30 protein-coding genes and 1 pseudogene are annotated in these 25642 nt (G+C 36.2%); 2 read left to right on the top strand and 29 right to left on the bottom strand.

Annotated elements, in window-relative coordinates; genetic code table 11:
• Positions 1 to 72 precede the first annotated feature (72 nt).
• The 3 genes from MBEAL2_RS23085 to MBEAL2_RS23075 form a co-directional block, all read right to left on the bottom strand.
• A complete protein-coding gene (locus MBEAL2_RS23085; RefSeq protein ID WP_047154590.1) occupies positions 73 to 1008 on the bottom strand; it encodes an abortive infection family protein in 936 nt (311 codons plus the stop codon).
• 63 nt (positions 1009 to 1071) lie between these two features.
• Positions 1072 to 2202, bottom strand: coding sequence for a helix-turn-helix domain-containing protein (locus MBEAL2_RS23080; RefSeq protein ID WP_047154589.1), 1131 nt, complete (start codon positions 2200 to 2202; stop codon positions 1072 to 1074).
• A gap of 29 nt (positions 2203 to 2231) precedes the next feature.
• Positions 2232 to 2915, bottom strand: coding sequence for a hypothetical protein (locus tag MBEAL2_RS23075; RefSeq protein WP_047154598.1), 684 nt, complete (start codon positions 2913 to 2915; stop codon positions 2232 to 2234).
• A gap of 285 nt (positions 2916 to 3200) precedes the next feature.
• On the opposite strand from MBEAL2_RS23075, the gene MBEAL2_RS23070 reads away from it, so the two are divergent.
• Positions 3201 to 3959: an AAA family ATPase gene (locus tag MBEAL2_RS23070; RefSeq protein ID WP_047154588.1), complete on the top strand. Its 759-nt coding sequence runs from the start codon at positions 3201 to 3203 to the stop codon at positions 3957 to 3959.
• Positions 3960 to 4453: 494 nt separating this feature from the next.
• Here MBEAL2_RS23070 and MBEAL2_RS23065 read toward each other — a convergent pair whose 3' ends face one another.
• The 3 genes from MBEAL2_RS23065 to MBEAL2_RS23055 all read right to left on the bottom strand — a co-directional run bounded on the left by MBEAL2_RS23065 (position 4454) and on the right by MBEAL2_RS23055 (position 8033).
• A complete protein-coding gene (locus MBEAL2_RS23065; protein WP_047154587.1) occupies positions 4454 to 5062 on the bottom strand; it encodes a GIY-YIG nuclease family protein in 609 nt (202 codons plus the stop codon).
• 31 nt (positions 5063 to 5093) lie between these two features.
• Complete coding sequence (locus tag MBEAL2_RS23060) at positions 5094 to 5432, bottom strand: hypothetical protein (RefSeq protein ID WP_047154586.1); 339 nt, start codon at positions 5430 to 5432, stop codon at positions 5094 to 5096.
• Between the two features lie 87 nt (positions 5433 to 5519).
• Complete coding sequence (locus MBEAL2_RS23055; RefSeq protein WP_047154585.1) at positions 5520 to 8033, bottom strand: DEAD/DEAH box helicase family protein; 2514 nt, start codon at positions 8031 to 8033, stop codon at positions 5520 to 5522.
• Positions 8034 to 8673: 640 nt separating this feature from the next.
• On the opposite strand from MBEAL2_RS23055, the gene MBEAL2_RS23050 reads away from it, so the two are divergent.
• Positions 8674 to 9144 carry a DUF4365 domain-containing protein gene (locus tag MBEAL2_RS23050; protein ID WP_173427737.1) on the top strand — a complete coding sequence of 157 codons (471 nt, stop codon included), beginning with the start codon at positions 8674 to 8676 and terminating at the stop codon, positions 9142 to 9144.
• 121 nt (positions 9145 to 9265) lie between these two features.
• Here MBEAL2_RS23050 and MBEAL2_RS30575 read toward each other — a convergent pair.
• From MBEAL2_RS30575 to MBEAL2_RS22950, 23 genes and pseudogenes are all read right to left on the bottom strand, one after another.
• Positions 9266 to 9708, bottom strand: a pseudogene (locus MBEAL2_RS30575) (Hsp20/alpha crystallin family protein).
• Positions 9709 to 10183: 475 nt separating this feature from the next.
• Positions 10184 to 10402 carry a hypothetical protein gene (locus MBEAL2_RS23040; protein WP_047154583.1) on the bottom strand — a complete coding sequence of 73 codons (219 nt, stop codon included), beginning with the start codon at positions 10400 to 10402 and terminating at the stop codon, positions 10184 to 10186.
• Positions 10403 to 10889: 487 nt separating this feature from the next.
• Complete coding sequence (locus tag MBEAL2_RS23035; protein ID WP_052947938.1) at positions 10890 to 12863, bottom strand: TnsD family Tn7-like transposition protein; 1974 nt, start codon at positions 12861 to 12863, stop codon at positions 10890 to 10892.
• The gene (locus tag MBEAL2_RS23030) at positions 12841 to 14514 is read right to left on the bottom strand and encodes an ATP-binding protein (protein ID WP_047154582.1); all 1674 of its coding nucleotides are present in this window, start codon (positions 14512 to 14514) and stop codon (positions 12841 to 12843) included. Before MBEAL2_RS23030 ends, MBEAL2_RS23035 begins: the two co-directional genes overlap by 23 nt.
• The gene (locus MBEAL2_RS32495) at positions 14498 to 14743 is read right to left on the bottom strand and encodes a hypothetical protein (protein ID WP_052947937.1); all 246 of its coding nucleotides are present in this window, start codon (positions 14741 to 14743) and stop codon (positions 14498 to 14500) included. Before MBEAL2_RS32495 ends, MBEAL2_RS23030 begins: the two co-directional genes overlap by 17 nt.
• A complete protein-coding gene (locus tag MBEAL2_RS23025; RefSeq protein ID WP_052947936.1) occupies positions 14712 to 16220 on the bottom strand; it encodes a TnsB C-terminal domain-containing protein in 1509 nt (502 codons plus the stop codon). Before MBEAL2_RS23025 ends, MBEAL2_RS32495 begins: the two co-directional genes overlap by 32 nt.
• On the bottom strand, positions 16198 to 16692 hold the full coding sequence (locus tag MBEAL2_RS32490; protein WP_052947935.1) for a hypothetical protein: 495 nt from the start codon (positions 16690 to 16692) through the stop codon (positions 16198 to 16200). Before MBEAL2_RS32490 ends, MBEAL2_RS23025 begins: the two co-directional genes overlap by 23 nt.
• Entirely contained in the window at positions 16676 to 17530 is an 855-nt protein-coding gene (locus MBEAL2_RS23020; RefSeq protein WP_047154581.1) for a heteromeric transposase endonuclease subunit TnsA, read from the bottom strand. Before MBEAL2_RS23020 ends, MBEAL2_RS32490 begins: the two co-directional genes overlap by 17 nt.
• Positions 17527 to 18324: a recombinase family protein gene (locus MBEAL2_RS23015; RefSeq protein ID WP_047154580.1), complete on the bottom strand. Its 798-nt coding sequence runs from the start codon at positions 18322 to 18324 to the stop codon at positions 17527 to 17529. Before MBEAL2_RS23015 ends, MBEAL2_RS23020 begins: the two co-directional genes overlap by 4 nt.
• A 387-nt stretch (positions 18325 to 18711) precedes the next feature.
• On the bottom strand, positions 18712 to 19437 hold the full coding sequence (locus MBEAL2_RS23010; RefSeq protein WP_047154579.1) for a hypothetical protein: 726 nt from the start codon (positions 19435 to 19437) through the stop codon (positions 18712 to 18714).
• A gap of 255 nt (positions 19438 to 19692) precedes the next feature.
• Complete coding sequence (locus MBEAL2_RS32325; protein ID WP_047154578.1) at positions 19693 to 20010, bottom strand: hypothetical protein; 318 nt, start codon at positions 20008 to 20010, stop codon at positions 19693 to 19695.
• 24 nt (positions 20011 to 20034) lie between these two features.
• A complete protein-coding gene (locus MBEAL2_RS23000) occupies positions 20035 to 20415 on the bottom strand; it encodes a hypothetical protein (RefSeq protein WP_047154577.1) in 381 nt (126 codons plus the stop codon).
• Between the two features lie 131 nt (positions 20416 to 20546).
• Complete coding sequence (locus tag MBEAL2_RS34105; protein ID WP_369405524.1) at positions 20547 to 20792, bottom strand: DUF2442 domain-containing protein; 246 nt, start codon at positions 20790 to 20792, stop codon at positions 20547 to 20549.
• A gap of 19 nt (positions 20793 to 20811) precedes the next feature.
• The gene (locus MBEAL2_RS22990; protein WP_047154575.1) at positions 20812 to 21096 is read right to left on the bottom strand and encodes a hypothetical protein; all 285 of its coding nucleotides are present in this window, start codon (positions 21094 to 21096) and stop codon (positions 20812 to 20814) included.
• A 77-nt stretch (positions 21097 to 21173) separates the two neighbouring features.
• Complete coding sequence (locus tag MBEAL2_RS33735; RefSeq protein ID WP_269082509.1) at positions 21174 to 21302, bottom strand: hypothetical protein; 129 nt, start codon at positions 21300 to 21302, stop codon at positions 21174 to 21176.
• Between the two features lie 2 nt (positions 21303 to 21304).
• On the bottom strand, positions 21305 to 21496 hold the full coding sequence (locus tag MBEAL2_RS22985) for a hypothetical protein (RefSeq protein WP_047154574.1): 192 nt from the start codon (positions 21494 to 21496) through the stop codon (positions 21305 to 21307).
• Positions 21489 to 21674: a hypothetical protein gene (locus tag MBEAL2_RS22980; protein ID WP_047154573.1), complete on the bottom strand. Its 186-nt coding sequence runs from the start codon at positions 21672 to 21674 to the stop codon at positions 21489 to 21491. The genes MBEAL2_RS22985 and MBEAL2_RS22980 overlap by 8 nt, the downstream gene beginning before the upstream one ends.
• A gap of 1 nt (position 21675) precedes the next feature.
• Positions 21676 to 22215 (bottom strand): hypothetical protein, encoded by a 540-nt coding sequence (locus MBEAL2_RS29645; protein ID WP_052947934.1) that lies wholly within the window; start codon positions 22213 to 22215, stop codon positions 21676 to 21678.
• A gap of 677 nt (positions 22216 to 22892) precedes the next feature.
• Positions 22893 to 23399 carry a hypothetical protein gene (locus tag MBEAL2_RS22970; protein WP_047154572.1) on the bottom strand — a complete coding sequence of 169 codons (507 nt, stop codon included), beginning with the start codon at positions 23397 to 23399 and terminating at the stop codon, positions 22893 to 22895.
• Between the two features lie 21 nt (positions 23400 to 23420).
• Complete coding sequence (locus MBEAL2_RS22965; RefSeq protein ID WP_047154571.1) at positions 23421 to 23954, bottom strand: hypothetical protein; 534 nt, start codon at positions 23952 to 23954, stop codon at positions 23421 to 23423.
• A gap of 76 nt (positions 23955 to 24030) precedes the next feature.
• Positions 24031 to 24462, bottom strand: coding sequence for a hypothetical protein (locus MBEAL2_RS22960; RefSeq protein ID WP_047154570.1), 432 nt, complete (start codon positions 24460 to 24462; stop codon positions 24031 to 24033).
• Between the two features lie 450 nt (positions 24463 to 24912).
• On the bottom strand, positions 24913 to 25305 hold the full coding sequence (locus MBEAL2_RS22955) for a four helix bundle protein (protein ID WP_047154569.1): 393 nt from the start codon (positions 25303 to 25305) through the stop codon (positions 24913 to 24915).
• Between the two features lie 15 nt (positions 25306 to 25320).
• Positions 25321 to 25623: a hypothetical protein gene (locus MBEAL2_RS22950; protein ID WP_047154568.1), complete on the bottom strand. Its 303-nt coding sequence runs from the start codon at positions 25621 to 25623 to the stop codon at positions 25321 to 25323.
• Between the last annotated feature and the right edge of the window lie 19 nt (positions 25624 to 25642).

Below are 25642 nucleotides of genomic sequence, written 5' to 3'. Positions count from 1 at the left end.
CATAGAAGGGAAAAGGGCAAAGGGTTAGGGGGAATAGGGATAAGTAAAAAAATTGAGCTTTTCCTTAACCCATTACTTTTTTAGGGATTTATATGAATCTATTAGAAAAACAATATTGGTTGCACACAAATGTAACGCATAAGCTACCAAATGACGTGACACAATGACTGACTTTTCTCCCTGCCCATGACCACTATTTCTATTACGGATTGTTGCAAGTCCTTCAAGCGTTGCTTTTAAAGATGTTACCTGAGTCTGTAAGTGAGAAGGAAGTAGTTCATTTTCAAATAAAACAGATATTAGTTTACTTGCCGTTGCTCTCTCGTCTACATTCCACCCCATTCTCTTGCATATCGTTTTCATCACACTCTCAAATGCTTTTAAAGATTCCGTAATCGCTTCCTTATCTTGACCTTTTCTAAAATGTTCATGTGCTTTAAGAAACTCTTCTGAAGCTCCTTCAAAATTTTCATCAAATAGTAACTGAACTGCTGGCTTTACTGCCTCTTTATAAATATAGTCAGAATCAACCCTTACAATATTACCTTTTATATACTGGTAGCCGAGTCCATGCTCTTGAAATCGTTCGTTTAATTCCAAAATTGCATCATCAGGTTTTTGAGTAACACCCATTTCTCCCCACCTATTTGACCAATCTCTGACCAACACATCAATAGCTCTAATAGAAAGTTCAATTATATCCAGAACTTTTTCTACAGACCCTTCCTCCTGGATAAACCAAATACATTTTTCGTAAGGCGTTGAACCATTGGTACTTAATCCAAAGACTCCATATTCTTTAGACAACCCACTATGAATAGTTTCCCAAATTACATTGGAGGGCGAAGTCTCTCTGAAATAGTAATTATTGATAATTTTGTATGGACCTATCGAATCATTCCATATATGTATGATTTGGACTCTAAATTCATCTGGAATGTTATCATATGTAAAAATCTCTTTTTTATTTTCCGTGTGCCTTTTTGAAAATATATCCAGTACGCCCAATTATAAATCCTCCTATCCCTACTATGACTCAAGAAGACGAAAGTCGAGCTTTTAACTCGACTTTCACTTTTTAACTAACCTAATTGTTGGTTCAGATTCTTTGAAATTGAGAGTTCCTTTTTCAAGATTACACAGCATTTCTATATATTCTTGAGGTACTGCCATTTCTTGAATTACCTGCAATTCATTTTTAATGTTATTATCCAATAACATTAAAATGCTCTTCCTTAAAACAACTGGCTCCTGTAAAGGAAAAACATCATCAAGGGGTTCCTTCATTCTCATTTTTTTCATGGACATCTGTTTTTGTAAGGATGTATATTTCCCCTCGTCAATAAGTTTTAAATCTAAACATCTATATATCATGGCCGCAATCGACACATTCCAGTATTTCTTTAGCTCAATAAAATGTAACAAGGATGTAGATGTTACTGTTTTTGTAAAAGCATCTGCGGGTAATAACAAGGCAGAAGCAAAACGGTGTGCCTGATTCTCCATCTTTTTAAATTCTTCCTTATTTAATACATCTTGATTATCTATATCCTTGTGCATTAATATGTGACCCAATTCATGACCACCATCAAATTGTCTTCTGAATGCAGATTGTTTGTCGTTCCCCAGGAAAATGAAAGGTCTACCTTTACGATGCTGGCAAAATGCATCTACTTTTTCGCTATCTGTATCAACAGAAAATACCATGATGCCGTTTTTCTCCAGTAAATGCACGATATTTGCTATTGGCTTATCACCAATACCCCAATGTTCCCTTACTTTTGTTGCTAATTGTTCAATTGATTCATTATCCCATTCCGAATCAAAGTCTGTAGTGTTTGGTAGGTTCAGCTCTGGAAACTCAATATAGTCAGATAAATATTCGTAGATATATCCTGCTAATAAAGTTTTGTTGAATTGTATTTCCTTACTTTTCTTTGAAGCAGTTGCGTTTGCCCTAAAAAATGTATTACCCACATACTGCTCTTTGAACTCTCGGTAGAAAAAGTTTTTCGGAAATTTTAAAGTGTTAATTATTGACATCATTGTTTCAGGTTTTGGCGTATGTTCACCGAGTTCAAACTGAGATATAGCTTGCTTAGATACTCCTATTTTTTCTGAAAGTTCGCTTATGGTAAATCCCCTTATTAAACGAGCTTCTCTCAACCTTTTCGGATTGAATTTTGGCTCCTGAATTTTCATGGTTCTTACTCCTAACTAAGTTCGTGTTTCTAAGATGAAGTTGCATTCTTTAATTTAATAACAATGTCATCATCCTCTTGAGATGTCTTGAATGGAATTTCAATATCAGACAAGTTGTAACTGTTTATTGGTACAAGGTTATGGCTATCAAGATTTATGAAATCTGTGATATCTTCCTTGTATATCCAATCATCTTGTTCAGGTCTTAATGCACCTTCAAAAACTATATCACTATGCCCATCATAACAAACGATTATGCCAAAAGGTTGATTCTCAACACCAACAGGTAGAGAATATTGATAATATATATCACCAAATAAATCTTCCTGGGTTACACCCATTGCCAAAAGACGGTCAAAATTTGATGAAGCGAAATCTCCACGATATCTACTTGGATTGAAAATATACTTATTTTTTGGCAGTTTTAAAACTAATATAAATATGTTCCTTGAAGTATCGTTAATCACTATATACGGATGAAGTCCCGCTTTTTTCTTATAAATCTTCATCTGAGTATGGGGATTCTCTTGAATGATTTTTTCTACATAGGTATTAACAAAGTCATACTGCATACGAGGTATATAGGTTTTAGTAGTGGTTTCTGGATGTGATGCAATAAGTGATTTTGAAATATTTTTGCCTTCCTGTATACCTCGTAAAATCAAATTCCTTTGCTCACTTGTAAGCATACACTTCTCAATTAATGGGTTCATTAGCATCACCATCCATTGCTTGTTTCTTTCATTATTTACCTTTTTATTTATTTCGTCAAGTATAAAATACATTTACCTATATGAAGTAAAGTAATGCTTTCTATTTCAATAAAAAAACAAGTATCCAAATGATTTTTTTCAGGATTAATAGAAGGTTACGTGGAATGGAGAAGGTTAAGCCTACATCAAATAGTTTTTTGGCAGAAATCCAATACTGATTGTTTCCCACTTTATTTGTTAAACTTATGTTAGACATCAAATTACAATATATTTGAGGTATTCGTCATGAAAAAGCTCAATGAAAACCAATATATAAGAAGCATGGTACTGAAACGAGACAATATTCCTTCTTTCAATACATTTCCGTTTCATCTGCCGAGTATCAAAACGTTGAATGAACTTTCCTTTCACCCGAATGTAACATTTTTTGTTGGAGAAAACGGGATGGGTAAGTCAACCTTATTGGAAGCCATTGCTGTTGCGATTGGATTCAATCCAGAAGGCGGTTCATTTAATTTTAACTTCTCCACCTACGATTCGCATTCATCCTTAGACAAATATCTTAGACTGGTAAAAGGAATCAAAAAACCCAAAGACGGCTTTTTTCTTCGTGCTGAAACCTTTTACAATGTAGCCACAAACATCGAGGAATTAGACCGTGAGCCAGTTCCCGCACCAAGAATCATTGATTCGTTTGGGGGGACTTCTCTACATCAACAATCTCATGGAGAATCCTTTTGGGCAACCTTTACAAATCGTTTTCGAGGGAACGGCATATACATATTGGATGAACCAGAGGCCGCCCTGTCGCCACTCAGACAACTTTCCATGTTAGCTCGAATCCATGAATTGGTCTGTAAAAATTCACAATTTATTATTGCTACCCATTCTCCCATCGTTATGTCGTATCCAAATGCTAAGATTGTAGAGCTTACAGAAGAGGGGATAAAAGAAGTCTCACTTGAGGAAACGAATCATTACAGTATCATGAAGCAATTTATTGAGGACAAAGACAGTTTGTTACATCATTTACTTAACGAGTAAAAGGATATTATATGCTTGGAAAATATCCAAAGGTATCGCTAAAGTGCACGTAACAAAATCAACTTTATGAGGTGGTCATATTGTTCATTTTCTTTGTACATCTGGTCATCCCGCTCTGCCTGTAGATGTCTAAAGAATCCCTTGGGGAGCTTTTACAGGCTGAGCCATTTCCCAAGGAGCGTGATTACATTTGAAACCGTATCAGCAGAATCGAAGCCGTTCCTATTATCGGCATCACCGTATAAGAGTGATTCAACGGAAGGCTAAGATTGCAAAACAAATTCGATGGCATATAAGTTGTGTAGGACGTTTCGCAAAAGGCAAAATTCATTGTTCCTGCTGGATGTGTAGCGAAAAGACTCGTAAAGACGGCTTTAAAAAGTCGGATAAAGTACGGCTGGAACAGCTACACCACAATCATTCCGATTAAATATTAGAGATTAAAGCTTCATGGAAGCATTCAAAGAAGGATGCTTCCATATATTTCGTTTAAATTAGCCCTTCATTTGAACGTTCCATTCTGGCTTATAATTTCTAATCAACTCTATTTCCAATGCCTTTATATCATCATCATCTTTCAATGGCAAAACGTAAAAGCTAAGTTCTTCTTTTATATGGTTCGTAATTAAAGCATTCAAGTGACAATTTGTTGCTTGACCATCCCGAAAGCAGTTTTTGGGATGAATTTTTCCATATCCCTGATTTATTCTTTTACCGAAGTGGTCCAAGCATCTCCCAATATACTTGATTGTACCATTTGAGCTATATAGATATATCCCTTTCAAATTTAAGCTCTGCTTATCGTCTATATGGAATTGCGTATATTCTAAATCACCATATTTGTTAAGAAAAGACTTATAGAAGATGTCGTTGTTTCCCTTCAGGTAGTATAGAAATTCACCAATTGGCATCTTTAAATATCCACCATATTTTGTTTCGGTCAATTCCTTTAAATTCAGATATCTCTGGTGTCGAATTGTTTCTGCAACAGTTTTGTTGTTTTTCTTTGAAAAAACATCTTTTTCAATTATTCCATTGAATGAGATAGGAACATAATTAAATTTTAACAATCTATCTTTTGCTTTTAGCTCCAATACATTCACTACCCTATTCCCCTTTGAGGTGCCAGAAATGTCATTCAATCTCTGATAGGCAGGCATAAGCGACTGCTTGTCCTGACCCAAATTTCTTTGTCAGATAGCTCTCCGATTCTTGCAACTTTAAGAGAATCTCGTTTGGTGCTTCAATCCCATTGAATCGCTTTCTCCCTGTCTCCGTTCCTTCTTTTATTACATCCCATTCTAATGGTCTAAAAGCACAAACAACTTTCCCATCATTTATGCCCGCCACATACTGAATGTGCTTAAATCTCGCTTGATTCACTTTCCAGTTACCACGGGTAGCTTCATAAAAGTCCTTACCATCCCTTTTTAGTGCGTTATGTATCTTTACCATCAAAATCTCTTCTTTCATTTTCTAACCCCCGTTTCTACCATTTCAAACTAATATGAATGGTTCTTCCTTATAGCGTACCCAACTAAGTATTTCAGAAATATTGTTCTACTTGTCACCTTTTATCCTATTGATATCTCTTCTGAGAACCTGGAGATTGTCCAATTCAGTTAAACCACCTTTTGACATCGGTATCTTATGGTCTATTTGAAAATACAAGCGACTTTTATGCTTAAATCCAGACATCACACACGTGTAAAGCCCATTTTTATCTCGTGATTTTTCATACACTGTATCCGTTATCTCTCTCCAGATTTCTGGAAACCTTTTTTGTATTTCATGAAGGGTCAATTTATTCATATCAACCATTTCAGGAATTACCATTATATCTTTCGATGAACTTGTATAAATCTCTGGTTCTTCTAACTTCAAAATCTCATTATCCAAACACTTTCTGAAATATAGTTTATTGTCGCCAAAGTATACCCTGAAAAAGTTTCCTTCCTGCTCCCAAAGTTCATCTATGTATTCTTTCTTTCTTTTCCCTCCAAGTTCATTCTCGTAAATGAACTGTGCAACGGATGAAATATCGAATTTTTCTCTGTCTTTAAAGTACAAAAATGAAGGCTCAACACCTTTTAAGGCATAATATCGCAGGATGTCTTTTATGTCTTCTTTGTTATAGCTTGGAATCATGTTGTAGCCTGTAAAATATTCTTCTTCTATCCGCTCCGCCAATTCATCCAGGTGGCTTTCTTCAAAGAATTCAGTATCACCCAAGTCATTTACCTCAAAGAAAGTATGTAACTCGCTAATAAAGGTTTCATATGCTTTTTGTGTACTGTCATAAACCAATACTTCACAATTCTTTATTGAGTCTTCGTCATGTTCTGAAGGTATCATCACTGAAAAAGAATAAATACCGATTGGAACTGTTTTAATAAAATCAATGCTTTCTAAATCAGTAGTATCAATGGAATTATCCGCAATTTTAACGAATTCCTCTATTTTCTGAATAGATATCAGCCTTGCCAATTTCTTTACATATTCATGATTGCTTTCATCCCATGTTGCTGTTTCTTCTATGTATAACCTTTCGGGATTTACCCAGGCAATTTTATTCTTCCATCCGTCAATGAAGCTCACAATGTATGCTTTTTCGGTTCCGCCTGCTTTTTTCCCCCGTAATGCCCTACCAATCATTTGCGTCATTAAAATGCCTGAAGTAGTGGGTCGGGTTAAGAAGACGGTTTGTACATCGGGTAAGTCCGTGCCTTCAGTAAGAATATTCACGTTTATCAGAACGTCTATTTCATTGTTTCTAAATTTTTTAATTCGTTCCCTATTTGCCTCATTTGATAAATCAACGCCCGTTGCGATATCCTGTTCTGCTGAAATGACAAATTCGGATGCTATACCCCTATCATTGAATAGCTTGTTCAATTCTATAGCATGCAATTTATTGATAGCAAAGACAAGCAACTTGCCGTATTCCTCTTTTTTATCTATATACTCTTGAACAATTCGATTGTTCCTTATTTTGTTTTCAGCAATGTGTTTGGCAATATCTTCAGGTAAACTGTCAAACGCCTGTATCGTCTTAATGTCTTGCTCGCTTAGTTCTTCAGTCATATCAATTTCTGTTTGCAATTCTTTAAATATCGGCTCCGAAAGTATCCCTCGACTGATTAGCTTTCTTAAATCAACTTTAAAAATAATGTCATCTTCAAATATTTTTTTCAGCAATCCTTTTTCAGCTTCCGCAGTCCGAAATGGGGTCGCTGTCAAACCTAAAATGCCTACTCTATTTACCTTTTGATTTACTGTATCAATTATCTTTCTGTACGTCTTGGCAGTAGCATGATGTGCTTCATCGACTACCAAAAATACGTCACTATTGTAATTCAACCAGTTTTCTACTAAATAGTTTATCCCCCTATTTAGGCTATCTTTACTTGCAACGATAAAATCGTCATCTTGTTTGATATTGACGGGACGGTCATGTTGTCCAGAGATAATTCTGTAGTTGAATTGTTTCCTTTTATTAAGGACATTTGAGTAAGCATTCCTTTTTACTGCAGAAAGGGCTTGTTCTAATAATTCGTGTCGATGGGCAAGCCATAGAACCTTTTTTCCGTTATTTATGACATTCCTCAATACCCAATGAACGGCAGTAAGAGTTTTACCTCCCCCAGTTGGAATCACTAACAGCCCTGCAAATTTACCCGAATTCTTATTTAAGATAGCTTTATCCAGCTCTTGTAAGGCTTCTGTCTGATGTAAATAGAGTTCGATTGGATTTCGTTCTTCTCTTACTCTGATTGTTCCTGCATAATAACTTTCAACGAGTTTCTCCATACTGTTATCCCCATTTTCTAAAAGTTCAAATGTTATTCGTTCATCAATATTCAAACTTGCCCAATTTGAATCTTCAGCTTTTTTTGTATGTACAATGATACTATTCTTTTCAAGAAGTTCATTTATTTTATCTATCCATAATGAGTTTCTTCTTTTATATCCGAATCTCTCAATAAATGTTCTTATTTTCATATTCTGCTTTTTGTTTTTCCGCTCGGAAATCTCCTGCTTTAATTCCAATATTACTTCTTCCATTGGTTCCATTTAATGAATCACCCTTCTATTACCATTCCAAATCATCTGTTGATACTACAGACTCTATTTGTCCCCTACGTCCTATGTTTAAAATAGTCAATTTTTCTCTTCCGTAATAATACGTTGCATTCGTTGTGTTTTCGATAGGAGAGTGCCAAGTAATTAACAGGGATTCGACATCAGACAATCTCTTGCTCGAAAACCGCTGTCCATCATCTAATTGGATAACCCCAAGTCGAACTTTAATCTGCCCCCGAACGTTTTGAAGCCATCCATGTTCCTTCAGACGGGTACGAAAGTCCCTTGATGTTTTCCCGATGTATAGTAATTTTCATGCTCTCGATATACTTGAAAAATCGAATAAACCCCATACTCATAGGCACATCTTTATTTTCAATCCGTTGCAAATCATAGGGTCCATGCCACTTAAGAGTAACAGTCTGAATAAAATCCACCACCCAATCATTTGCAACGGTATAGAACACTGCAAAAGAGTTGATTTACTTTGTAAAAGAGGAGTAGCCCTTCAACAAAATTCGTATCTTTTCTTCCTTTGTTATCCATTTTACAATAAAACGGATAGACTACTATATCTGTTTTTCTGACCAATAGAATTATAAACTTTATGGATTTTTACAGGGGTGAAATTATGCCGAATACCAATTGGTCTCAACTTAATCCTTTACAGTTGGGAAGATATGCAGAGTATTTTGCAAAAATGGAGTTTGCATCTTATGGTTCAGAAGTTTATACAACAGAAGTTGATGACCACGGAGTTGATTTTGTAGTCAAGGATAAGAATGGACGTTTCTGTGAGATACAAGTGATATCATTGAGAGAAAAAGGGTACATATTTACGCCTAAGAGTAAATTCGATATTACCAATAAAAATTTGTACCTGACGGTCTTAATCTTTAAAGAAGGTAAAATGCCTGACATTTTCCTTATACCAGCCGAAGCTTGGGCAGTTCCAAATGAAGTTTTTGTTGATAGAAATTATGATAAGCCAGGACAAACAAGCAAACCTGAATACGGAATAAATATTTCTCAAAGGAACTATTCCATACTTGAAATATTCAAATTCGAGGATTCCATAATAGATTTCGTTGAAATCCAGTGATTGTTCTAACTTGCTTTTTTAAAATTTTTCCATATACGGATTGTTTTATTTTAAATTAAAATGGCAGGGGGAACGATACCTCCTACCATTTGCTAAGATAAATTTAGTCATTGTGTGATTCTTAATAAAATTCAACATCAATTCGTTTCTTGTTTTCCCCTTGTATTTTCGGCATACGAATTTCCAAAACACCATTTTTATAGTTTGCCTTTACCACCTTCCGAATAAACAAGGCTTGACAAGGCAACCGAACGTTGAAAACGACCAAAAAAGTGTTCTTGTCTATGCATGTTTTCTTCCTTTATTTCATTCGTTCGATTTACGCTTCCACTAATCGTCAACGTAGTGTTTTCAACGTCAATATTCACGTCTTCTTTCTTTTCCAGCCCTGGAATATCAACCGTTGCAACTACTTCATTTTCGGTTTGGTAGATATCAATACTGGGATTACCGAAATTTTGACCTAAATTGTTCTAAAAGCAGAAAAATCAGTGTCAAAGAAACGTCTAACTCCCTTCTCATGTTTTTAAGGTGTCGGAAGGGTTCATAAGGAATGAGAGACATTCAAAACACTGCTTTTAAAGGGAAATGTTATTCCTACTATCACCTAACCGCTTTTCAATCAAACTCTCTAATTCACTTCTCAGAATCATTCAAAAGTAACCGTCTTAATTCATTTTTGGATTGTTTAGGTAACAATTCCACTAAATGCTCCAATCCCATTGAGTAAATTAAACAAATAGAAAGTCGGTCCCGTTCAACTCCATCTTTGAAAAAAGGGATTCCATCCCATAATTCCCACTTATGTTCTTCTGACGTGTGTTCGTCCCATATTGGAGTGCTTAATAATTTGGGTTCCCGTACAGGAACAAGATTGCTTTTTATTAACATGTTGCTATGCTCCTTTCAGCCAACGGAGTATAATTTCTACGAGATAAGTAATCGTATGGATTTAATGATGATTTTCCGTACGCAATGAATGCTGTGTTTCCCTATTGCAGAGCTATTCTCAGCACCCCTTATTTCCAGCTTTTTTAACTTACCGCTCCATAAGATACTCCGAAATTTCATTCATTCTTGCAAAGAACGCTTCTTCCGTATCCATTTCCTCCATCCTCAGTTCACATGCTTTAGTTTGGGGACTGGTTGTACGTAGCCATTCCGATATTTCAGCGTAAAATATGTCCCTTTCGGATGTTATTTCATCGTTTGTTATTCTTTGAAAAATTTCATATTCTTCTTCAAATGAGGGATTCATTTTGTTCCTCCTTTTTCATCTTGCTTTCATATCCAATTCTAAACAATTTGCAATAAAGACCAATTGTACTACTGCATTACATCTACATGAGCTTAAGGTAGTACCCTGCAATAAAGGCTATTGCAATCATAAGGAAATCTCCAAATAGTTCAATCAGTGAGGTTTTCAGAAAGGTTTTGTTGAAAATTTTATTCAGTAACATTTTATTCGCTCCTTTGAATTGAGTTTGGAAACAAACGCAATTAAAAAACGCCCAGTCTATCGACTGAGCGTTTACTGTATACAATATGGACTTTTATTGACAACTCTAAACATCTTCATTTTTACCCTCGTCCTTATTTCCAATTTAACGTTTGTTATATATAGTTATGATACCTCCATTTCCAACGGATATCAATGCCATCAATCTTTTTTCCTTAACCCCGATAATCTGTTTCAATCCATCTCTACTATCTCGTAATTTTATGTGATTGATAAATCGGAGTAGCTATTCTATTCCTTTTAGCCCATTGCTTTGCAAAATTCTTTTTAATTCTTCAGAAGTCTCTTCCCGTATCCCAGCCTTTTTTATAACCTTCCACCATTTCAAATCTGCTCCTTCGTTTTCAAGTTCTTCAATCGCCCACTGTATCCTACGTATGTGATAATCCCTTCTTGTTTCAATAACCTGAGCTAAATAGTTATTGGTTTGGGGCAATTTATCTAAATGTTTCTCCAACAATGAAAGTCTACCAATCTTTTTACCAATTTTACTAATTGTTATTTGTTCTGGCTTAGCTTTAGATGTAATCAACAGTTCAACGGTTGTCTGAACTAAACCTAATATCTCGTTATCCCTTCGTTCCCAATCCACACGGTTTTGGGTTGAATTGTTGCCTTTATGATTGACAGGTGAATTACTATTTAACCATTTTTTATCATTTCTATATAGCCAAGCATAGAGGGCTTGATTCAATTCCTTGAATTTAGTTATAGAGCAATCGGGATAGTGACTTGTCAAATATAACCACTCTTCCCTATGGCGTTGTATTGTTTCATCATCCTTATTACAGCGAACAACACCTTCCGTCAAATTCAAGTCATCTTTATGGATATCCATATACTTTTTTATAATTTTGACATCCACTTTCAGCCTTCTTGCAATTTCTCTCAGGCTCAAGTCTTTCTTTAGTAACTCTTTCAATCTTTCTTCCCATACTGCTCCAAAAACTTTGACCCTGCCTTTTCTGTATCTGTCCTTCTCAGAAGTATCAGGTCCCTTTCGAGTATAAGTGAAACCACACGAACATTTAAAAGTTCCAATTGGACTTTTTTCTTTATTGTCATAACGAATTTTTAAATCTTTGACGACAGACATGAGATAATGATTTGCTCCTGGGTTTAAACAGGGCCACGGGCTATTTCCGAATGGCTTATATTCCAGTTTTTCTTCAAACAGTTCCTCCAAGGTTAAACCTAAAAACTGAATCATCAGCAAATGTCGAATGGGATGAAATGTTTTTCTATGCTTTCTAACAATCGCCTGTAGCCAATTATCTTCATCTTCTGGGTCGAATGAGGATTGGACGATTTCTAAAAACGGTTCCCCGTAATACTTCAAAAATTCCCCCGCTAAATCTCCTTGCCGTATTCTCCCATTTACATTAGCAATACCGATTTCCTGTAACCTCTTTAGGTACTGCTGATAAAACCATCCCATCGGTTTATTAGGGTATGAATGAGTCAGTAATTTATCCACATTATCCACAAAAATCCTATACTTTGTTGATAATTCATTGTTATCAAACAATGCAGTTAGTTCCCTATCATTACATGAGTTTGTCGGCATTAGGGTTTGTTTTGGTACAGCATTGAACGTGTCCTTTTCCTTGATATTGGATTCCATACAATTTTCTAATGTAGCTGGAGTAAACTCATGCCTATTATAGTTATGGATTCGCACCTGGCTATAACATAATAGGCTGTTATGAACCGTACAAATGACCACACCTGGAATCTGATGACTTCTATGCCAATACAATTCCCCGTATCTTTCCCTATCTATTTCTACACATAAAGGACAGTATTTCAGGAATTGGCTATCCTTTATAGAACTTGCCATGATGCCAGTCCGATTATGAATACTTCCCCCACCATTTTCCTTCATGGATTCGATAATCACACTTACACGTTCTGAGGGCAAAAAAGCACTATAAAAGGGATACATCGTATGATTCCAAATCAAATCTTCTGAAGAATACTGGCTTCCAATGGGCAAGTTCCGTACCAAATCGTTGATATTCGCTGGCAAATCTACCACCGCTGTTACAGAACGGGAACCAAACAACTCTTCTATAGTCGATTTAGGACTGATATTGCCACTTCTGACATGAAATCTTGCTATAAGGCTATAATAAAGCTCGTCAGGATACGGGCAAGGAAAAAATCCGACCATGTCATCACCCGACTCTAAAGAAGTCATTTTCAATCGTCTTGATAATATCTTTTTCTTTCAGGGATTCATGGGCTGATAACCCCATTCCTTTTCCTTCTGCAACAATCACCCGTAAATCGCTTTTATTTGTTGGTTCGGCTTTTTTTGTCTTTGCAGTTTTAGGAAAAGAACCTTCATCCGCACCTATACTTAATTTGAACGCTTCTTTTACTATTCTCTTTACATCTAATTCTTGGTCACTGTCTACCATGACGCTTTCCACATACAATTTAGCCTTTGCTGGTTCGATATCCAGCTCTATCAACTTTAATATCGACTGTTCTTTTATATTATCCTTCCAAGTTTTCTCCTGCTTTTTCTTTGCTTGTTGCAGTTCCTTAATCTTTTGATTCATGGAAATACTCGAAAACTCCTCATTCAAAAAAGCATCAATCTCAATAGGGCGTAAATCTTCATACTGAGCAATTTTCTTAATATCACCATTTTTTAGTGCGAGAATCATCGGCTGAACCAGCCGAAAATTTTCTTTTGCAACTTTTCGTATCAAGCTCGCAGTTATTTCTTCTTTGCCTGTTGAAATTGCTCTTACTTGTGACATTGCATAAATTTTTACAGCAATATCCGTTATGCCCTGACATTCATCATAGAGAACATCCTTAAGTTCCTGAGTTAGAGGTGTTGGCTTTCTTGTCCACTGGAAATCCCACATGCCCTCGACAAACAAATCCCAGCTTAGTTCTCCTCGATTCATACGCTCCCAAACCATATCCCCTTGACCACTACCCCGCCTCGCTTGGCGGAACTGTGATTGTAAAACGTTCATTGATTTATTCGTACCAATTAAAACAATAGGCAGTGCAAACATATTCATCAACGTTACAAAGAAATTCAGCATTTTCTCGGAACCCTGACTTTTGGCGGTACTTAAATGCTGAATTTCATCAATGCATAACAATCCCAGACCATAGTTGGTAGCAATCGTTGCCATTGCAGGTTGCATGGAGGCAATCGGTTGTCTTGCGGAACCAAACTTCTTGTAATATGTAGTTCCGAGTAAATCATCGACTTTGCGGAAGAAGTCCAAACAGAGTCCCTTTATAGAACCATCAAATGGCAAATCCAGTTTGAGCCACACTAATTGATACATGCTGAATTTATTCCCCTTATAATTGGAATGCACAATTACTTGAGGTAGCATTCCCAAGATTCGATTGATTGCCGTTGTTTTGCCTAATCCAGAAGCTCCTAAAATCGTTAGCCCCGATGAAGTCGTTCTAAAAACCTCATTACTGGTCAGCTCAATATTCCCACGTAAAACCATTTGATGACCTTCTTGCAAACTGCGAGCATATTCTGGTTTGAAAGGGTTTCTGGCTAAATAGCCTTGACGTATCAACCTTGAGATTCGACTTTCCAAATCCAGATGTATACCCAATGGTTGAAAGTATTGAAATAGTCGCTGTATTAGGTGGAATCGTACGTGTCCATCTAACAACCGCTCCTCTTCGTGAAACGGGGGATAAACTGCTAATCTATCAATTGTTTCTTCTTTTGTTAAAATGGGCGGTAAAGACTCACTAAAAGGATTATTTTGATACTCTTTCACCAATTGCTCTTTATATTCGGCCAAAACAGCTTCCCCGCCATTTGGGATAATTACTTTATTCTGTAATTCCATGTGTTCTCTCCCTTTGTTTCTTTCGTAAAAGGGCGATTTCTTCTTCCATTTCTTCCTGCAGTTGTACGGATTCCTGAGTGACTGGTCTTGTAAATGAAACAACTTGCCCTTTCTCTCCCGTTTCTCTCTTATCCAATTCAAAAGCTTCCACTTCTCTATTCATCCACTTCTCAAATTCCCTGTTTTTCCGAATGCCTTTAATTTTTTTGCGTCTTGCTTTCCGTTCCATCTTGTTGTTCTTTTGTCATTTTTTCTGCCTCTTGAACTATAGCTTCTATTTCAGATATCAGGTCTACTTTGGACTGCAAAATTTCATCCTCTTTTTGTTTTTCAAGCAATTTTTCATATTGCTGGAGGTACTCAATCTCTTCAATTGTTTTATCTTTGTATCTCTCTTGATGGTAAAGAAGATGACATTTTTCAAAACGTTTCCCGCTTTCTTTGATATATATGTAGTTCATATTGCGTGGGTCATAGGAAACGTCTATTTTCCATCCTCCATTGATACGTGCTTCTTCAAAAAGTCGTTCACGTAAAGCCTGTTCGGACGTATAATACATTCCTTTGAACTTGATTCCTTGAGCTGTTACATAAGCTTGGCTTATGGGCATTAGATTTAGTTTTACGATATCCTCTGAAACCGAACGCAATCTTCCCGCTCGATTCTTGATACCCCAGTTCCACAATTTGATGGGAATGGATTCTACATCATCCGTTATCATCATCTCTTCTCGATTGTAATGACCCAGCCAATTTTGATTATGATGAAGGCAAGATTTAATCATGATTTGTGTGAATTGGTAAAGGTCGAGAACTCCATCAAGTCGGTAATCCCTACTTCCTCTTTCACGAAAATCAGGTTTTACGACTCCTGGTAAAAATGGTTTTACCGTCTTATCATTTAATACTCTGAATTGCCTTTCAATCAGCCCTTTCATATCTGCTCGATAGGGGCTTGTGTTTTGAACCTTTATATGAAGAGAGCTGATAAGCGTCTCGGCTAACCTCCCTTCCAATTCCCCTCGGTCAGCAATCAAAGTGTCGCAAAGATGACGAACTGGCCATTGTTCCTCGGTTATCTGAATCCCGTATTGTTTACAATACTCAGCCTTGTTCATTGCTGAATTTGCAAGAACCATCATTGCACCCGTCCAAGAAGGACCTTCTAATCCAACATATATCCCAGCTACCATTCTGCTGAATACATCCAGGCAAAGATACACAACAGGTCTTCCGATTATCCAATTTCTGTTATACCGAGAAACCAAATAAATATCAGCAATCGTAGCATCTATTTGAAAGATACTTCCAGGTCCCATAGCCTCCGTAGTGGAGTTCCCCAATATAGGTCTATGGTTTTGTAAATATTGCTTTGTACCTTTCCGAATGGAAATTTCTTTTTTCCGATTTCTTTCTTTATAAAAGAAATACTTGAATTGTCCAAAAGATGGGGTTTCACTCGAAGTCTTTATTATCGGCTTTTTAACGCCTTCTTCTATCTTGAACTCGTTGGAATAAAACTCTTTCCGCATCAATTCATATGCTGTTTTCAAGGAAGCCGAAGCCCCTTTATTGGTATAGTAGAACCGATTGAGAGCCACCCGAAAGATTTGCTTTGTTTCTTCATCTACGTTTACGCCCTCCCCGACAACATTCTTGAATATTCTTGGTCTCCCCCTTTTTTTATCTGTGGTTTTTCTTTTCAAGCCCTTTTCCACCAATGTTTTTGTAATCTGGCAAAAGAGCATTTTTATGTTTCCCACGTTGCCAAAAACGTCTAAGGTATTTGTAGATGGTTTTTTCGCTTACACCAGAGTTCGTACTTGCCTTTTTAATAAGCTCTACCCTTCGTTTTACATCAAATATTTCTGGCTCACTTTCTTTTCTTGCAATGACATTTATGATTTCCCATGCTTTATCCCGAACCAATCGTTCTTTTTCACTGATTTCCTTTTCCGTCACAAAAATGGAATAAGGGTCCTCTGTAAGCACCGTAGCTCGACCCTCTTCAATCAACTGCATTATGTCCTCAACATTTTTGAAGGTTGGAGTGCTCTTGTTAGCATGAATATCAATTACGACAGCCATCGAATAATCGCTGTTTATCCAAAGTACCCTTTCAACGGTTTTCTCAGACCCTTGGACAGTTTGGATAAGCATATTAACCGTCAACAACATGTCGCCATTCCCCACCTCTCTTTACATCGGCAATTTGCACCACTTCGTTTGCTGGTTTATTCAAGTCAATTTTTTCATTCATGTTGACCTTAATTTGCTTTGTTGCAATCAGGTGTTTGAAGAGTAACAAACCTGTTCCTGTTTCAAGATTGATGTACGAATCGAATGAACTGGTAATGTCTCTTATGAGACTTCTGTTTCCATGCAACCTTTCAAGAAAAAGATTTGTTAGGTACGTTATATCGTTTCTTGTAAACTCTGTTGTTTCATCGAGAAATCTGCAGGGATGTACCCACTCGATGTTTTTTGCTTTGATGGCAAAAGGGGCAATTTCTTTTTGAGTCACGATACCCCAATCCATGTTTATCTTCTCAAAATATCGCCTTATGAGTTCAAATCTCTCAATCGTTGTGGCTTTTTCAAGTTCATGCGATGCCCGAATGTTTCTGGCAACATCATATGAGTTGCCTTTATCGTCTTTTACAGTAATGAGGAAAGTTGTAGTTAGGATGTAAGGAAAGCCACTTTTTTTATCTGTGAATTTGTTTACGTCTATATCTTTTTGTTCTCCCAAGACCTCTTGTAAATCGTAAAGTGGGTAATGCTCACGTACATCCAGAATTTCATCTTCCCACTCAGTCAGGTAAAAGTAACGTGTTTCGGCATCAGATAGCAAATGATAGATTCTATTAAACCGCCATGTTTTCACACGACTACTTCTTCCCAAAGACCCGAAATCGTGTATTTGGATAAACGGAACGTAAGATTCAAATTTTCCTTGTCCCCGCCCATCTTTGAGAAATCGTTGCAACTTTTCCTCGTTCCATTCACTTCTCATATTGAACACCTGCGATTTCTTCTTAAAAGGGCTTGAACTTTTCCGAAAACAATCTTATTTACCAAAGGTATATGATTCCCTTCGAGAATCAAATCACTATGTCTCAAAACTCCCTTGTAAAAATCATTTTTCAGTATATCGACCAAAGACTGTTTCGTAAATTTGTTCCCCCTGCGTGTTCTGTATTCAGTGCAGTCCAAATACTTTTTAAGTTTCCCAATACTGCCAAGTTCCAGGTATTTTTTAAAAATCAGTTCAACAATCACCGCTGTATGAGAATCCACCGTGATTTTTGCTTTATCACTCCATTTATATCCTAATGGAGCATTTCCGCAGGCTTTGTTTCCACCCTTTGCCTTCGTTCGTCTTCCCTTGCTAAGCTTCATAGATATGCTCATTCTTTCGTACTGGTCAAGCAGTTCCATCATTCCATTAATTAGGAAGTCATTGGGGTCCTTGTTAAAAATGCTGTAATTTGGTTGTTCTATGCTTATGATGTCAGCATTGCGTTTCCGAAACTCTCGATGTACCAATACCTTGACTGTATCGCTTCTCCAAAGTCGTGATGTATTCAGCACGACTACTTTGTTTACCTCATTTAAAGAACTAATCAAATCCGTTAATCCATCTCGATTGGCAACCGTTCCTGAAATCCCTTCATCACTAAATATTTTGACAAGTTCATACCCATTTCTATTGCAAAAGTCTACGATTGCCATTTCCTGCGTCTTTAAACCTCCCCCTTTCTCAACCTGTGTTAATGTGCTAACTCTTTTGTATCCAAATACTTCCATACTCTCCTCCACAATTGGTCAAGTATTATGAATAATGTCTGACTTAAATATCGAAAAAATATAGGACTATCAATGTCCCCTGTTCTTTTTAAGTCTCTTGCAAGACTCCTATCAAAGAAATCAGATTGAATGGTATCTTCCTTTTGTTTATAGGCGATAGGCATAAAAAAATAGCATATATGGAATTCGCTGATTTTTTTTAAAAGAGCAAATTCTATATACGCTATTGTGGTCTCATTATATGTTTTTTCCTTCTATCAGAAACTACCTACGAAGATACTTCGTTTGTCATCATCTTATCTCAAGATACAACATAACTCAAGCTCAATGCTATCTTTTTATAACGAACTAAGACTCTAAACATAAAAACGAAACGTTCCAAGAATTTTAATCTTCAATATGTTTCTTTTCATAGCGGTCAATTAGTGGACGAACTATTTCATGAACAAACATTAAGTCCATAATCAATACATCCAATAGCTTATTTACAAATTCATCATGTATTGAAATTGCTGACAATTCCTGTCCAGCAAGTTGCTGGAAGTGGGTCATCTTTCGGTAAGATTGATGTGTTGTTAACTCACCATGAAAATATGTACTTAAATCATCATACTTTTCTTCAATCTCTGGTATCCTATCACGTAGGGACTTAACTAATGTCATGACGTTGAACCCAGTCAAAGGAACAACATTTTCATCTTGTGTATCGCTCTTAACATAGTGCTTCAACAGCCTATTCGATTTATTCAAAAGATTCTCTACATCATTGTCTTTCTGGAATACCTGATATAAGCGAACTACCTTGTGAACTCTGGCAACTAATTCAGTCATTGCTCTCAACATCACTGAATACATGTACTCTTGTCCAAGTTCTTTAGCCAAGTGTAATCCCAAATATACTTGATTGATGGGAGCGATGCCAATGAAGTATTGTACTCCGACTAAATTAATTATTGCCTGTGTAAAACTATCCTCGATAACGTGTTCATTCCCATATTGAATTACCTTATAGAAATCATTGCCGATGCTATCTAATTGTTTATAGAAAGGGGATTGTAAAGGTTGGAGTAACAACCTTTGTAATATTTCGGATTCATTTGTTTTCGTATCCATATGCTTACCTCACTCAGTTACTTTATTTCTAATCCCACATCTATAAATTTCTATAAAAAGTAGAAATTATCCTTCAATGAATAACACTGTACCCCTCCGTTGGATATTATCCCCCATTCGAGCTTATATACATTGATAATACAACACAATGCGTCTTATGTGGCACATTGCTCTGAACATGAATTGAGAAACAAGTTGTAACACAGCTCCCTTTTATATTTTCATGAAAATCCGACCTTTAACATATGGTCGGATTTATTCTTCTTCCCGTTTGATGTACTGCTTTATGATTGACAGCATTTCATCTTCATGTAGTTCTGTTATATCCATTATTTCTGGAAGTGGGTAACGAGTAATGAGTTTTTTTGCGACCTGAGCCTTAGCATCCCTTACACCTTCATCATACCCTTGTTCGTATATCTCTTCTTCCAAAAACTCCCGTTGTTTCTCACGGATTTGAGCCTCGAAAGGAGGACGGTTATCAAAATGACGTTCATAAAGCAACTCTAATAACCTAATCCGTTCAGCATTCGATAAATCCGCAATGTTTCGCATAATTTCTTCTGCTTTCATTTCCTTTTCTCCTGTGTAGCTCTATTAATTGGATGATTTCGTATCATTTCCATCATCCCTACAAAATTCAATTTGTTCCTGTATATAGCCGAACAGTATATCTCTAAATGCTTCAATCGGTAACTGCAGTGTATCATGCACGGCTCGGATTGGAACCAATTCAAACAATTTTTTAGAAGCCAGTGTACATGCCTTTAAATAGCCCCAAATGTATGTCTTTTCAATGTCAATAAAATAGGGTGCTCTAACCGATATATTGTTGTCATAATCAACATATCCGACAAAGCTGTATTGATTCAAAATATCCTTCATTTGTAACCACGATAGTTCATATTTATCAATAACTTGGTTTAATGAAAGACTGTATAAACTGTCAATGACTTCTGTGCTTTCTTTTCGACTCATATACCATCATCTCCAACTCCTATTTCCGATAATTTCTATGGCTTTATCAATCTTCTTAATAATGGTCAGCTCTATACTCACTTTGGTATGAGGTTGTAGTTCCGACCGTTTTCTCTTCTTTCGTTTTAGCTTCATTTCGATTTCCTCCAAATTGGAACTGAGCGGAAATACACAATTTCAGGGTCTAAGTCCACTCCGTTATCCCAGCATATTGTACCAGCTCTACTATCAATCTTTACTGTTTGAAACATAATGAGATTGTCCCGAACCTCCGCTAATTTCCCAGTATCATCTTTCAAGAACGACTTGATGTCTAAAGTCCGATGCTCTTTGTTTTCAAATTCCAGGATTAACTTGAAGGAATCTGTTGGTATCACCGAATTAATTCTCACTTTATTATTCCTCTTTCCCCACTTTGTCCAGATGCCACCACCACTCAGTCAATGGTTCCTTTGATATTGACCAATCATAAATCTCGCCAATATGCTCTGCCATCTTTTTTGCGTTTTTCATCAATTGTCTATCGTAATTCCGCAATTTTTTTCTTTCATCATTGGTAAGCTCGTTCATTTCACTCTCTACTTTGCTTCTAATATGAAGCATATACATTGATTCAAAAGGACTCACTTCAAAGTCATTTACATAGTTCCCGTAAATCTCGATACGCTTATTTTGACACATCACTTTTTCACATCCTCATTTCGAGTTATCCCTGTATTCAAATGAAACATGTTAATCGGTGATATATGGTTTATTAATTATTCTAACTCCCGTTTTAGTCTGGCGATTGCTTCTTGAAGTCTTTTTAGGGCTTTTTGAGTCGCCCATTCACCAGTAACCTTAGCCTGCGGGAATGGAGCCTTATCCAACAAGATTTTTCCTTTCATATTTACTCACCCTTCTTCCATTGGTGCTTGCATACGGGACACATCCAAGAGACTACATCGCCCCCAATATGATTGGCAATACCAATCTTTTTGCTCCAATGGGTTCCAGCATAATGTTCCTTTAAATTATCTGGTATCTCTTCTCCAACTAAATCAGTACCGCAGTTCGGACAGTTCTCAATCGGTCTATTCATCGTTCTCCTCCAACCAATCCAGGAAATCCGTTTCATATTTATGGTTAATAACGGTGAAAAAGTCATCTATTAAGAACGTATGTTTGTCATATTCACACAAAAAAGAGCCTTCTTGCTCGATTCTGTGGCTATCCTCCGTTGGTAATTCGCAACAATGCTGTAATCCTTCTGACAACATACTACTTCCCCTCCTCTAAAAACTCTTTCCATTCTTCCTCGGTTAATTCTTCTGGTTTTCTACCCGTTTCGTTGCAGAAGTCAAACAACTTGCGTACCTTAACACGGTATTTATTCGTATTAGGAGTACAAAAAACACCATTCTCAAAGGCATCATCAAATGTTTTTAAGTCTTCTCTAAATTCATCTTCAGTTATCTTAATAAGTGAGAGACCTTTTTTCCTCCTTTCTTCTCGCCTAATTGCAATATGTTCTTTCAGTTCTATTGGCATTGTAGCTTTAAACACCAGTCGTCTCGATATTGTATACAACGCCTTTGCTACATCATCAATTCTGTCTTCGTCATGATTGTCTTTTATGAACCGAGCTACCACTTCTCGTGATGATTCCCTCGATTCGTAGAACGGCTCCATAGTTCCATCTTGATTTGCCACATACAACGATAGCTCTGCTGTTTTAAGTCGATAATCGGTCCCACCGTCTCGCTGATATTCAATTGCTCGTTTCAATTCCTCAACGAATTCACAAAATGATACGACCATAAAAACCTCCTAACAGTAATCAATCTTTTTTCAACCGCTACATTAATCCTTGTCATTCAGTTTCAAGCTCTTTTCCAATCCAAAATGTCTATTGCTTCATCCAAATTTTGTAGACTGTAAAGCAGGCAACCACAACAATTATCAATGTAGCAACGATACTAACCGTTATCAGCATATTCAAAATGCTCACCTCCTCTTTTCCGTTGCATATAGACGAAATTAAAAAGGGAAAGTCATATAGGCGATGAAAATGAATTTTTTTTCAAATCATCGTCTAAATGGCTTTCCCAATAGTTTTTTTATTCAGTTTTCTGAACTTGGTGATTCTTATTATCACCATAATAACACAGGTACAGGAAAATATTCCATCCTCCCTTATGACGTAAATTCTCTTCAGCACTCACAAAACAGAAGTTTCTGGTAAAACACTTACTAATTTGGCGTCCCTCTACTATTTGTCTACACTGCAAACTCTTTACTCACAAACTCCATGTTCCTTTGGACAATTGCACTGAGGTGGTCTTCAGCCGACCACGATTCTATCAGTTTTTTCAAGTCTAATGGACTTTAAATTGTGTGAGAAATTGCAGAATATGCTTGGTTTTCTTCAACAAAGTTATCGTTTAAAGGACTAAACTTCGTCATGCGTTGATAATTATGTGAATTATCATTTATACTTAAACAATCATTTTGTACTTTGCCGAATACCTTTCACCGTTTTCAGCTACATAATCTTCTGGTAGATTCGCAAGATACAGCTTCATATCAAAATCAAGCTGTCCATATAGCTCCTCTATTTCTTCCTTCAAATCCTTAATTTGTTCACGCTGTTCCTCACTCAATCTGCTCAATCCTTCTACTTCGATAAAACAAACATGCAATTTCGCTGTATAATCCCAATTCGCAGAGGAAATATTAAAATATTCAATTTCGATATCTCCGATATAGGGAAAAACGTCAATTTTTAATTCCTTAATAAAAGGTGCAACCTGGTTGATTATTTCATCCACCATCACTAATGGCGTTTGATAGTAATTCAAGAAAATATCACAAATCATTGTTTCTTCGATATCATTGATATCTATGATTTTTCCCTTCCACATTTTATCAATGATTTCTCTTTCTACTTCAAGACTCTTTTCAATTTTGTCAATTAACTCTTGATTCATATACTCTTTTATCAATGTGGTTCAATCCTTTCTCTATTAATGTTGGCTGACTAAAAGATATTTCTGGTTTATATCATGAGTAACATCTAAGCTTTCCTCTGAAGATACAATTCTAAAATGATAGTGTTCCCAACTACTGTCATTCTCTGGAATTAAAACAAAGGTATAGTCAAAGCGATTCGATACATTTATTAGAGCCTCATTCCAGTAGCCCCTTAATTTTTGGGACTGCATATCTTCCTTCGATGATGCAGAAAAACCGTCCGAATCTAATTCAAATTTATCTCCATAATGATGCTTTAAGACCAACAAAACTTCACAAACTGCTATATCATATGCATTTTCACGAGTTTTACAAAAGTGTTCGGTGTTTGGTTCAACTCTAAATGTTTCATATCCGTAGCTACCTATCCCGTTAAACCGAATTCTCTTTTTTGAAACGGATGGTCTCTTCTCACTATCACAACCAAGTCTAAGAATGTCCTTGTACTGCCGTACAACTATTCTAACGTCCTTAAGAACTTCATCTGTAAATGTCCCATTAAACTTCCAATAATGTGTATATCCCACTTCACTATCTCCTTTGTTGAATTGATTTTCATAACAAATCAGTTATTCTTTTACTTGTAGTTAAACTATCTCAATATTATTTCCACAATAGGTTTTCTGTTTGAAAACCCGCAAAGTAACATATTCTCAAAATTCCGTCTTGGCTGAAACACGTTGGGGTTGCCGTAAAAATTACGATGAAAGATTTCAAAAAGGGGAGTAAATTGCTTAGTTTTATTCGGGTTGTCATCTCATTAAAAAGTTTTCCCAACTTTTGTTTTAATTCAGCGACCGTACCAACCGATAAATACTCTCCGATTTTATCCTTCATAGCTTCTTTACCATACACATCAACTAAAATCTGATTTACAAGTATACCTGCCAAACAGTAATATAGCTTATCGCTATATAGAGCTTGAGGGTATTCACTATCAAGTCTTTCGTTTTGAAGAAAACTCACTACTGTCCAAAATTCTTCCTCTTTGATAAGTTGATTCATTGGATTCGCATGTTGTTCTATCATACTCACTTTTACAATCCTCCTATTAAAAGTTTTAATGGGCTATATGATTGGACAATCATAAAGTAATCAACCATATAACCTATATAAAAGGTTGGTGCGGGGTAAAGATGTACCCCTGCTCGCTATTCAAAATTCCAAAGAACAATAAAAACAAAAAAGACTGGCCTTACTTAAGTGTGCATATGGCTCAAATAGATAAATTTTCATTGAAGAATGAATCCTCAAATCAAAATATCTATTTAGCTATACACAAATAAGTAAAGTCAGCCTCTTACTGACGTCCTATATTTTTAGGCAAAATTCAATAAATCTTTCATATAGGCAATATAAAATTGCTTATGACCAATTTATAGCAAATTATAAGTAGATTGTCAAGAAAAATATACCATGTTTTGTTACGAATGTTGTTCATTGTTCATCTATACTTATGATTTCAGCATTTATTGTAAAACACGTTTAAGCTGTTACTTGCTTTATTTTCTTCATCAATGCAATCAATATCTTGATGATTTCTACTAATTGGCTTTCAAGTTCATAGAACTGTTCTTGGGAAATGTACTTTAAACGGTATGCGATGTCCAATATCGCTCTTACCTCGTTGGCACTGCCTAACGAAATATTAAGGAAGTTCAACCTCTTCATTTCATATATCTGGCTTGTCCCCTCAGCGATGTTCAGGGAAATACTGGAAGATGCTCTCAATACTTGAGAAATAAGAATATGTTCTTCTCGCTTTGGAAATTGCTCAACTACCCTATAGATTTTTTGCACGAATTCGAGGCTTTTCTTGTAGACTTCCAATTTTCTGAAATCCTTAATAACCAATCCATTATCGTTATTTGTTTTCAAATAAATTCCTCCTTCTCAATCTGGTAATGATGTTTGATACAATTCATTTAATCCAACTAAACCATCTTTTATGCTTTCTCCCAACCTCTCTTTTAAAGAGATTCTGATGTTTAGTGCCGTTTCGTTCAATTTGAATCGAACAGTATCAAGTTCCGCAACCGTTTTACCAAGAAAACTAAACCGAAGAAATTTATCCTTTAAGGACAAAACTCGACTCTCCATTTCTATCAAATCCCTCAGACTTTTTTGGTAAAGGGAGTGGTTGAACATTTGGTTTTCAATCTGTTCGAGTTCTATTTGAATTAATTCCAAAGTCAATTTTCATCCTCCAATCTAT

Source organism: Aneurinibacillus tyrosinisolvens, assembly GCF_001015055.1.
Classification (GTDB): domain Bacteria; phylum Bacillota; class Bacilli; order Aneurinibacillales; family Aneurinibacillaceae; genus Aneurinibacillus_A; species Aneurinibacillus_A tyrosinisolvens.
This window is presented reverse-complemented; position numbering and strand designations above follow the sequence as displayed.